We start from the raw sequence: 9349 nt of genomic DNA, 5'->3' as shown, positions 1-9349 counted from the left end.
GAGTGAAGCAGAGGATTTCATTCCGGACAACGAGGCGGCATTCTGGTGGATGCAAGGACTCAATCCGGAGACGGCCCAGCGGCACCTCGCAGAAAATCCCATATCGCTGCATGCTTTCGGAACCATTTCGTTAGACGGAATTTTGGAAATTCTCAAAAGCTTCCATATTCAGGTAGTAAACGAAAGCAAATTTGCAGTAGCATTTACGGACGATTATCTTTCGAGCGCTCTGGCTGCATTTAACGAAGAATCTCTAAACAGAGATCGCGCGTGGATGCTGGTCAAACCGGTCGGATCCGAGCTGTATTTCGGCCCCATTTTTGTGCCGGGACGCACCGGTTGCTGGGAATGTCTGGCCCATCGATTACGCTTGCACAAGAAGGCGGAAGAATTTCTGCGCAAGAAGAAGTTTTCCTTTGATTCTGCATCCCGCTCATTCACTCCTGCAACGTTAAACGCTGCATGGAACCTGGCTGCCACGAAGGTTGCCCGTTGGATCGCGAATCAAGAATATCCTGAACTGGAAGGAAAAGTAATTACACACGACATCCTGAACGGCGAAACCGCCGCGCATACTCTCGTTTGGAGACCGCAATGTCCGGCTTGCAGCGATCTTCCAGTTAATGTTGCGCGTGATGTGCCCCCGATTGTTTTGCGAAACACAAAAAAGAATTTTCTGCTCGATGGAGGCCATCGAGTCACCGATCCTGAAGCTACGCTGGAAAAGTATCAGCATCATATCAGTCCTGTTACCGGGGTAGTTGGCGAATTGAATCCTTACGGTTTATCAAAAGCAAGCGCTTTGCATGTCTACAGCGGAAGCGTCCATTTCCCTTCCACTCCGAAAGGTCTGAGCAGTATTGCAAACATCATGACGAGTTCCGGGAAAGGAACCACTGACGTTCAGGCAAGAACCAGCGCACTGTGTGAGTCACTGGAACGTTTTTCGGGGATGTTTCACGGTGACGAACCTCGCCGCAATGGGCGATACAAAGATTTGGGAGAAACAGCCGTCCACCCATATCAGTTCATGCACTACAGCGAGAAACAATACAGCAATCGCGAAGCCTGGAACTCGAAGATGAATGCCAAAATGTTTGTCCCGGAACGGTTCAACGAAAACGACCCGATGGAATGGTCGCCGGTCTGGTCGCTTTACGCACAATACAACACGGTTCCTCCCCACCGCATTTTGCTACTACAACTATCCGGATCGGCCGCCAACCATCTGTCATGCACATTCCAATGGAAACGCGGCGGGAAACACTCTGGAAGAAGCGATCTTGCAAGGCTTCTTAGAACTGATCGAGAGGGACAGTGTTGCCATCTGGTGGTACAACAGACTGAAAAAACCGTTGGTGGACTGGACAAGTTTCGGACTTCCCTACCGTGAAGATGTGAGAAAATATCATCAGGATCTGGATCGTGAAATCTGGGTGCTTGATATTACCTCGGATCTGGAAGTTCCGTCATTTGCGGCCCTCTCGCGCTGCACAAATGGCGCCGAAGAGAGGATCCTAGCAGGATTCGGTGCACACCTTGATGCCAGAATCGCATTACTGCGCGCAGTGACAGAGCTCAATCAAGCAATTGTATGGACGGACAAAAATCAACCTTTTCCAGCAGAACTGTACGAAAGCATGGAGACCGATGTGTGTCTGAATAACATAAGAGCCAGCGATTTGCCTCATGTAATTCCTGATACAAACCGAAAGCCTCTAGTTGCAAGCGATTATCCGCGGCTCTGGACAAACGATTTAAAAGAGGACGTATTGATCTTAAGAAACATCGTTGAAAAAGAAAGAATGGAAGTGCTGGTTCTGGACCAAACTCGTCCGGATATCGGGTTGCCTGTTGTAAAAGTGATTGTTCCGGAATTGCGGCATTTCTGGCCTCGCTTCGCGCCCGGCCGTTTGTATGATGTTCCCCTTAAGCAAGGATGGGTCTCCGAATCTTTATCAGAAGAGCAATTGAATCCCATCATGATCTTTGTATAGCATCTAAGCATCGTGACTGCATCCGTTCGATCCGTTTATTTGGAAGAGAAACTGCTTGCAACGCAGATTCCGCAATCCCCTTATTTTGTGTATGAAGAAAGAAAAGTGAATGCGGAAAGCAAATACGTTCTTTCCAGGTTTGCTTATTTGCATGCGGATCGCAATCAAATCGTGGTTGAGTCGCCTTTGTCCTATTCACGAGTTATTCTGCATCATTGGATTGCATCCGCCGTCATTCATATGCTAGCGCAACCGGTTTCCGCTAAGGATCTTTGCCGGATGATTCCGGAATTGCCGGAAGCAACCGCAAGCGAGTTGATTAGTCTCCTCCTGAGCTCTGGCATTGTAAGGGAATTGAACAACCTCGGACTTTCGCGCGAGGATGGGATTGCGAGTCTTCAATCCTGGGAATTTCATGATTTCCTGTTTCATTCGCGCAGTAGAGGAGGAAGGCATGATCACCCTTCAGGTGGCACCTACCGCCTCGCAGGTATTCTGGATCCACCTCCGGTTTTAAAGAAAATGAATCGAGGCAAATTTTTACCTTTATATCGACCAGACCTGGAAAAGCTCCAACAGAAAGATCCGGCTTATGCGCGTGTTCAGGAAGAACGTTGCTCGATCCGGGAGTATGCGAAAGAACCGATTTCAATTCAGCAGCTCGGAGAATTTTTGTATCGTGTGGGCCGTGTGTCGGATTTCCAGAAGACAGCGATCAACACACCACACGGCGTTTTGCAAATGGATCTCGCTTTTCGTCCGTTTCCTTCAGGAGGTGGGCTATATGAGATGGAATTGTATCTAGCAATCAACCGATGCGAGGGTCTTGCTTCCGGACTCTATTATTATGATCCGGAGAAACACTGTCTCCTTCTGCTTTCCGGAATGACGGCTGATGTGGAAGGGTTGGTGAAGGATGCAGGACGCGCCACATTGATTCCTGACAAACAAATTCAAACCTTGATCATTCTAGCAGCGAGGTTCCAGCGATTGGCCTGGAAGTATTCCACCATCGCTTACTCCCTGATGCTGAAAAATGTTGGAGCGCTCTACCAAACGATGTATTTGGCAGCCACAGCCATGGGGCTTGCGCCCTGTGCCGTTGGTTACGGTGATTCAGACTTGTTTGCAAGAGCCGCAGGCACAGAATATTACACAGAAACTTCTATTGGAGAATTTTTACTGGGAAGCCGTTTGTAACGCCGGCCGGAGGCTGGCGCTACAAGAGACTCAGGGAACAAAGAGAACCTCAAACATTTTCGGCCAGCGTTTGCCGGTCAGTAAGAACGTGCGTTTTTCGGGATCATAACAAATTCCATTCAGCACATCGACTCTCAAACGTTCCTCTTTGCTCATCAAACCATCTACGTTAATTACAGATATAACCTTGCCGTTTTCTAAATCGATCCGAACGATGGTATCCGTTGGCCATACGTTGGCGTATACGAAACCATCCGCATACTCCAGTTCATTCAAGCCCCATACCGGTTTGCCGGAAAGCGTAACGTTGATTTTTTTTGCGGATTCAAAGGTTTTTGGATCGCGGAAAGTCAGACTGTCGCTTCCATTACTCATGATGAGATGCTCACCATCGAAACAAAGCCCCCATCCTTCGCCAAGATATTGAAATTTACCGATTGGTTCTAGAGTTTTCAGATCGTAGATAAAGGCAATCCGGTTCTTCCATGTCAGTTGAATCAAGCGATCGCTTACTCGCGCAAGACCTTCTCCGAATTGATCCTGTGCCAGATCGTAGCGGCGCAAAACTTTTCCCGTGTGGGGATCCACTTGACGCAAACTGGAACGACCTTTTAGTCCAGTGCTTTCATAAACTTTTCCGGCATGACATTCGAGCCCTTGCGTAAACGCCTCGGGATCATGCGGCCGCACGGAAACTATTTTGACCCTGAGATGGGGCAATTCCTCATGTGCAAACGTCCTTTGTTCAGGAAAGAACAAGAACCAACAGGCAGCAAAAAGCAGGACAAAGGAAGCTGTCCCCAACACCAATTTTTTCCGCCGGCTCACTCCTGAATTGTAGTTTTATTTGCCTTCACGCAAAACCATTTGAAAGAAGCAGTGCGGTGCGCCACATGATAGAGTTAATACAATGATTGGGGAGACTGTTTCACGCTATCGTATCTTGAAGAAGCTAGGTGGCGGTGGTATGGGGATCGTTTATGAGGCGGAGGATTCACAGCTCCAACGCCGGGTTGCAATCAAATTCTTGCCTGACGACTCCATAAAGAGTGCTGTTGCATTAGAAAGATTTGAACGCGAAGCGCGTGCTGCTTCAGCACTGAATCATCCCAACATTTGTGTCATTCATGAGATCGGCCGGCACGAAGGGCGTCCGTTCCTTGTGATGGAATTGATGAAAGGACAAACTCTGAAATATGTGATTGGTAGCAAACCGATGGAAGTCGAGCGCGTATTGGAAATCGCAATCCAGATTGCGGACGCCCTCGATGCAGCTCATTCCGAAAACATCATTCATCGCGACATCAAACCAGCCAACATTTTTGTTACAGAAAGAGGCCAGGCAAAGTTGCTTGACTTCGGTCTTGCCAAGAGAACGCTGTCTCTGGCAGCCGATACGCATCAACCCACCGCAAGTATCGAGCGCGACTTGACCGCTACTGGTATGGCTATGGGGACAATAGCGTACATGTCTCCAGAACAGGCGCGTGGAAAAGAATTGGATCGGCGGACTGATCTGTTTTCTTTTGGTGTGGTGTTGTATGAAATGGCTACAGGAAGTTTGCCGTTTTCCGGTGAAAATGCCGGAGAAATATTGGAAGCCATCTTTACAAAGGAGCCGCTTGCTGCGGTGCGGCTGAACCGGAACATACCTGCCAGACTGGAAGAGATCATCGGGAAAGCACTCGAAAAGGAGAAGCATCTTCGCTATCAGAGCGCAAATGAGATGAGAACCGATCTACAGCGTTTTCAGCGCGACACTTCGCAACAATCCGTAAAACAAATATCCACACACGCAGCGCCACTTCCCAGAAAAGTCATTCCGGGAATCAGATTGTTTGCAGTTTTGATCGCTGTTGTTACAATTCTGGCGCTCGCCATCACCCACTGGATAAAGCAGAAAGAATTCAAAACTGAATCGGCCGGCGACAAGGGCACACCTTCGATTGCTGTGCTTCCATTTGTGAACATGAGCTCGGATAAGGAACAAGAATATTTTTCCGATGGGTTGGCGGACGAGCTCTTGAATAAACTGGCCGGCATTGAGGGATTGCATGTTGCAGGAAGAACTTCATCCTTTGTTTTTAAAGGAAAAAACGAGGATCTTCGCGTAATCGGTCAAAAATTAAATGTCGGAACAATCCTTGAAGGAAGTGTGCGGAAAGAAGGGAATCGTGTACGGATTACAGCTCAGCTTGTGAACACAAAAGATGGCTTCCATTTGTGGTCGAAAACGTATGACCGCGAGCTCCATGACATTTTCGCAGTGCAGGATGAGATCGCAAACTCAGTTGCAAGAGCCCTTAAAGTAACGTTGCTGGGTGAAAACACTCCGATTGCCAGAGCAGCAAATCCACAAGCATACAACGCATATCTGCAGGGCCAATATTTTCGCGAACGAAAAAGTAAAGAGAACCTGCAAAAGGCGATTGGATATTACGAACAAGCGATAAAATTCGATCCAAACTTTGCTCCTGCCTGGGCCGGTCTTGCGTGGGCCCATGCTCAACAAGGGAATTGGGGGTTCGGTCCGCTCGGCGAATCCTATGAGAAGGGACGGAAAGAAGCGCAGAAAGCTTTGAGTTTGGATGAGGACCTTGCCCTGGCGCACCGGGCAATCGCTTTTATCCAGCAATGGTATGACTGGGATTGGTCGGCAGCGGATGCATCCACGAAACGAGCCTTGGAATTGGAGCCTGCGGGCGCCCAAGGCCTCTTGCGAGCTGCCTCTTTAGCCCTCACTATGGGACGATTCAATGAGGCGATTGTCCTCTATCAGCGCGCAGTAGAGGTGGATCCTCTTTCTATTTTTGCGCGGTCAGGACTTGCGGACGCTCTGTACTACTTGGGTCGTCTGCAGGAAGCAGCCATCCAGTACAGGAGAGTGCTGGAAATGCATCCGGATCGGCCGGCGACGCACACATTTCTGGCTAGGATTCATATCCTCGCATCGAATCCTGAAGCCGCTCTGAAAGAAGTTCAACACGAGCCGGAGGCTTTCTATCGACCGTACGGATTCGCTCTGGCATACTGGGCGCTTGATAGAAAGAAAGACTCTGACTCGAACCTGACAGATTTTATTCAACAGTTCCAACATGAAGGAGCTTTCCAGGTTGCACAAATATACGCCTACCGCGGTGAAACCGACAAGGCATTTGAATGGCTCGACCGGGCTTACGATCTACGTGACAGCGGCATGGCACTCATCAAAGGCGATCCGATGCTTCGCAACATCGAACGAGATCCGCGCCACGCTGCCTTGCTGAAAAAAATGCGCCTGCCGCTCAACTGAACCGTCCATTAGCAAGGCGCACTGATCGGCGATAAAAGACTTCGCGGGTTTGTATCCGCAATTGTTCCACGCGTTCAGCCTGAAAGGCTTCCGAATCGTCCTTCCATTCAGCAGTATGAGCGGGTGGACTCAAATAATAACCGGCATAGCGTTTCAAGACCTGAAGCTATTCACTAGGGAATTGGAGCAGGTGAATCGGTGGCGTTGGATTGCTGGCGGTGAGCGAAGCTGTAACCCGACTTGCCGGCGCTCTTGGCGACATACATAGCAGCATCGGCGCTGCGCAGCATTTCTTCCGGAGTTTTAAACTCCCCGGAAAACAAAGTGATGCCGATGCTGATCGTTACATGCAGATTCCCTTTTTCATAGACGAAAGGCTTTTCGAACTGGGCCATGATCCGTTTTGTGATGGCTTCCGCAGTAACGTCATCGGCAACCCGGTCCAGAAGGATGCCAAATTCATCTCCTCCAAAACGCGAAACGTTGTCACCGGGGCGCACGGCATACTCCAGTCTGTGGGCCGTCTCTATCAATACGTCATCCCCAATGGAGTGTCCATGTTCATCGTTAATTCTCTTAAAATTATCGATGTCGACGAACAATACTGCGAATCGATAAGAGGAATCTCTTTTCAATCCCTGAAAACAGCGCATGAGGGCCCGCAGAAATAAAGTGCGGTTCGGAAGGCCGGTCAAAGCATCATGAGCCGATTCATGCAAGAGTCTTTGCTCCACTTTTTCACGAATTGCAATTTCACGTTTTAGTTCTTCGTTTGTTCTCGTAACAGCGGAGGTCTGTCGCTGAACTTCGCTTTCAAGCTGGTCCCGAATCTTTCGCAGTTCATCCTTTTGCAGGAAAAACTCAACAAAGATGTCAACCTTACATTTGAGTATTTTGGGGTTGATAGGTTGCGGTATATAGTCCACAGCGCCCCGGTCGTAAGCCTCGTAAACGATGTCTTGCTCCCGATCGTATGCCGTCAGGAAGATGATGGGCGTGTCCTTTGAGCGCGGCCGTTCACGGATGAGTTTTGCGGTATCCAAACCATCCAGGATCGGCATATGGAGATCGAGAAGGATCAATGCAAAATCCTGATCCGCCAATCGTTTCAGGGCTTCGGCACCCGAGTTGGCAGTCACAACCGAGTAGTTCGACCCCTCAAGAACCGCAGACATTGCAACAAGGTTCTCTCTCCGGTCATCGACAACGAGCACGGCTGCTTTTGAAGACATCTTACCATCCAGATTTTAATGGAATCATAAGTCAAGCTATTTCCTTTTTACCGGTTTTGCAAGCTCTCGAACGAGGAAGTCTCATTCTTCTTTTGCGCACTATGATCATGTCAGGGAAACCGATCTTCTTGACAGATCTACACTCCTTTGGCTGTTCCGTTTTTCTCTAATCCAATAAAAACTTGCCTTTCATGAAGGCGTTGCTGGCATCACTAAAAACTCCATCCAGCGACGAGAGTGGAATTTTATGGTTTGATCGACTGGTCACGATATGACGGCATCGACAACACAAAAGCGATATCGCTCTTAAGCAAACGGACCGAACTTGAAATTCCGGCGGGGTCCGATTACAAATACACCAACAGCGGCTATGTCCTGATTGCATCAGATCCCCGATACCATCGGGGTTGGGTTTGGATGGTACATCAGTAGACGCCACGATGCCACTCTGTTCTGGAATACGGGAGACATGGCAGGGCACAAGAGCATTTTTATGCGCATACCCGAAAAACGTTTAACAGTTATCGTGCTTTTAAGCATAGTCAGGCGAGCCTGAGGAGATCGCGCTTCAAATCGCCGATCGATTGTTCGCCAAAAAACCCAAGCGCTGAAAGAACAAGACGCGGATTAGAACAGCCGTCAAACTCCCTATGAGTGGAGCAACCAGGTAGATCCAAAGTTGCCGTGTATGACCTGAAACCAGAGCCGGACCAATCGATCTGGCAGGATTCATCGATGCTCCCGATATTGGTCCCGCAAAGATCGCTTCAAGCCCTATTACGGCGCCAATCACAAGGGCGGGACTTATCTGTTTTTTATTGGGCATGCACGATAGCGCGAGAATTACGAAAACAAGTATCAAGCTCAAGAGACTTTCAACCAGGAATGATTGAGTTATAGACCCGGCGGGGAGGGTTGCTCCTAGAGTTGGATGAGAAGGAAAAAGAAAAGAGAGAGCCAGGCTTGCGCTTACTGCACCCGCGCACTGAATCATCATATAAGGAAGAACGTACTTACCGGGGAATTTTCCGACTAGCCAGATAGCAAGGCTTACTGCCGGATTCAAATGAGCCCCAGAAATGGAGCCGAAGACAGAGATCATCGCCATTACGGCAAGACCAAATGTCAGACCGATGCCAGTAATCCCAATTTGTCCATACGTGAAATCGTTAGCAATCATTGCCCCGGTGCCGGCAAAAACCATAACGAATGTCCCGATGTATTCCGCGAAAAGCGTTCTATACGTTTTACTGAACAGAAAAAACTCCTATCTTCTGAAGAAAGGAGTCAATTCGGCTGGAAAGTTCTTTTCTTACTTCTTTGTTACAGGCGCACATTCCTTTTTCATGGCGAAGCACCAAGTCGCAGGCACTCCTTCCAGGACGCTTCAAAAGCTCGAGAATTCTGAGACGGGTCACGTCGCCTAAAGCTTTAAAAACGAGTTCTAAACTCTGGTGGGCTTGAGTGGGATATATTGATATTCTTAAATGTATCGATATTTGTCAATCTCTCTCGAGATGCAAATGTTTGCGTCCTTTTTTTATTGCTGCGTCTATATAGATGAATGAGCCAGTAGGAGGAAAAAATGGCACACATCAAAGTACACGTAGGTTTGAACACGGAAAAAT

At 48.6% G+C, this 9349-nt stretch carries 7 protein-coding genes and 1 pseudogene; 5 read left to right on the top strand and 3 right to left on the bottom strand.

What is annotated here, in order from left to right:
- Positions 1-274 precede the first annotated feature (274 nt).
- From L0156_13055 to L0156_13045, 3 genes and pseudogenes are all read left to right on the top strand, one after another.
- Positions 275-1132: pseudogene (locus L0156_13055) on the top strand (TOMM precursor leader peptide-binding protein).
- A complete protein-coding gene (locus tag L0156_13050) occupies positions 1086-1997 on the top strand; it encodes a YcaO-like family protein (protein MCI0603925.1) in 912 nt (303 codons plus the stop codon). Before L0156_13055 ends, L0156_13050 begins: the two are co-directional and overlap by 47 nt.
- A gap of 12 nt (positions 1998-2009) precedes the next feature.
- On the top strand, positions 2010-3197 hold the full coding sequence (locus L0156_13045; protein ID MCI0603924.1) for a SagB family peptide dehydrogenase: 1188 nt from the start codon (positions 2010-2012) through the stop codon (positions 3195-3197).
- 30 nt (positions 3198-3227) lie between these two features.
- Here L0156_13045 and L0156_13040 read toward each other — a convergent pair whose 3' ends face one another.
- A complete protein-coding gene (locus tag L0156_13040; protein ID MCI0603923.1) occupies positions 3228-4004 on the bottom strand; it encodes a glutaminyl-peptide cyclotransferase in 777 nt (258 codons plus the stop codon).
- 103 nt (positions 4005-4107) lie between these two features.
- Between L0156_13040 and L0156_13035 the strand changes: the two genes are divergently transcribed.
- Positions 4108-6489, top strand: coding sequence for a protein kinase (locus tag L0156_13035; GenBank protein ID MCI0603922.1), 2382 nt, complete (start codon positions 4108-4110; stop codon positions 6487-6489).
- Positions 6490-6662: 173 nt separating this feature from the next.
- Here L0156_13035 and L0156_13030 read toward each other — a convergent pair whose 3' ends face one another.
- A complete protein-coding gene (locus L0156_13030) occupies positions 6663-7721 on the bottom strand; it encodes a diguanylate cyclase (GenBank protein ID MCI0603921.1) in 1059 nt (352 codons plus the stop codon).
- A gap of 237 nt (positions 7722-7958) precedes the next feature.
- On the opposite strand from L0156_13030, the gene L0156_13025 reads away from it, so the two are divergent.
- The gene (locus tag L0156_13025) at positions 7959-8153 is read left to right on the top strand and encodes a hypothetical protein (protein ID MCI0603920.1); all 195 of its coding nucleotides are present in this window, start codon (positions 7959-7961) and stop codon (positions 8151-8153) included.
- A gap of 136 nt (positions 8154-8289) precedes the next feature.
- Here the strand turns inward: L0156_13025 and L0156_13020 are convergent, their stop codons facing one another.
- Complete coding sequence (locus tag L0156_13020; protein MCI0603919.1) at positions 8290-8925, bottom strand: aquaporin; 636 nt, start codon at positions 8923-8925, stop codon at positions 8290-8292.
- Between the last annotated feature and the right edge of the window lie 424 nt (positions 8926-9349).

Source organism: bacterium, assembly GCA_022616075.1.
In the GTDB taxonomy this organism is placed as follows: domain Bacteria; phylum Acidobacteriota; class HRBIN11; order JAKEFK01; family JAKEFK01; genus JAKEFK01.
Note: the sequence above shows the minus strand (reverse complement) of the source record. Positions and strands in the feature narration are given on the sequence as shown.